This window comes from Vibrio sp. MMG023, assembly GCF_021654215.1.
GTDB classification, from domain to species: domain Bacteria; phylum Pseudomonadota; class Gammaproteobacteria; order Enterobacterales; family Vibrionaceae; genus Vibrio; species Vibrio jasicida.
The window spans coordinates 1-1,388 of the sequence record NZ_JAKFZP010000028.1; the positions used below are offsets into that span (position 1 = coordinate 1).

The window sequence follows — 1,388 nt, forward strand, 5'->3', positions numbered from 1 at the left end:
GCATTAAGGTGTGAACAACGCGACCACGAAACTTAACCATACCACCGTAAACACTGAGCTATACGATGGAATGCAAAATGCCAAGCGTTGAGAATCACTCTTAAATGCTTTTGTTAGGTTTCTGCTTTTGGCGAGCCTTGTACATGTAAAAAGCTACTAAAGACGCTTTTTCTGGTGACCCCTTTCGGGTTAGACACGAAAGGAATAATCATTTTTGCCTTGGATAATACTTTTATATTCCAGAGTGTATCCCCTATAAACGAAAATGATACTGAGCCGTCTTTCTGAAGGGTCAGGTCTTGTAAACACCCTGTTGAATAAGCACTACCTATATACAAGTAATCGATCAGCTTTGCATTAAGATCAAACAAATATACTCTCAGCGTTTCTTCATTAAGGATGTCATCAGTGACAAAGATAACGTAACAGTTATCATATTTTACGCCATATTCTACTTGTGCACCTTTGACAAAAGAATTTGCGGGCCGGCCTTCAATAGCCAGTAATATCTTGTTAGATATGTACTCACTGCCTTTCTCAACGTCACGTATTTCCAATTTATCTTTTGATAACAGTTCCATATCAACTACCACGCAATACTCACTCCAAATGCAGCTAATGTTCCACCTATAAAAGCTCCCACGCTTACACATACTGGAGCTCCCGGACCACAAGCTAAACCTGCTATTGCCCCTCCAGCAATACCGCCGCTAATACCAGCACCTGCAACTAAAGCCTCGCGGCCAGCTGTCTCAAGTTTATTTTCAGAGGTGGCAATGGTGTACACAGAAAGACCGATAGATAAAACAATCAAACCGCGTCCTGCACTTGAAATATTTTTCATTAGCCTATTAACATCTGGATTAGACTTGCCAGATGACTTTACGATTTCCGAATACACTCTGTTCTTTTGTTCGACAGTAAGATCGTTGAAGTGCTTGGTAAGATAAATCTCGTTTGTTTTCTTCGCGACCAGTTCATTTAGCGTTCTACCTTTGCTTTTCAACTGCTGAGCATATGCGTTTCCGACGGGGGTACTTTTACCCCTTACAATTTCCATAATTACATTTCGAGTTTCATTCGCCTTTTTTGCAGCTTCCTTCCAACTAATTTTTCCTTGTTTTACTTCTAACTTTAACTCTTCAGAGAAACGCTTTATTTGTCTCGAGTAAAGCTGCCTAGCTTCTGCATCCACCACCATATGGAGGCCAACATTCACTGCTTGCGCTTCTAAAGCTTGAATCGCAGCCTCAAACTCTCTTTTGTCCTGAATATTTTGCATATTGAAGTCCCTATCATAGTAACCCCAACAATATGCAATCACGCACACCCACTGTAAAGAAACAAATATTAGACTTCTTACGGGTTCTTGATATTGGCAGAAAACC

General features: G+C 40.6%; 2 protein-coding genes. Both read right to left on the reverse strand.

Annotated features, from left to right (window positions below; translation table 11 throughout):
• Positions 1 to 113: 113 nt before the first annotated feature.
• Positions 114 to 581, reverse strand: coding sequence for a hypothetical protein (locus tag L1076_RS26815; protein WP_237304873.1), 468 nt, complete (start codon positions 579 to 581; stop codon positions 114 to 116).
• Between the two features lie 5 nt (positions 582 to 586).
• Positions 587 to 1,388 (reverse strand): hypothetical protein (locus tag L1076_RS26820; RefSeq protein ID WP_237304875.1); only part of this gene is annotated, 802 nt, incomplete at its 5' end.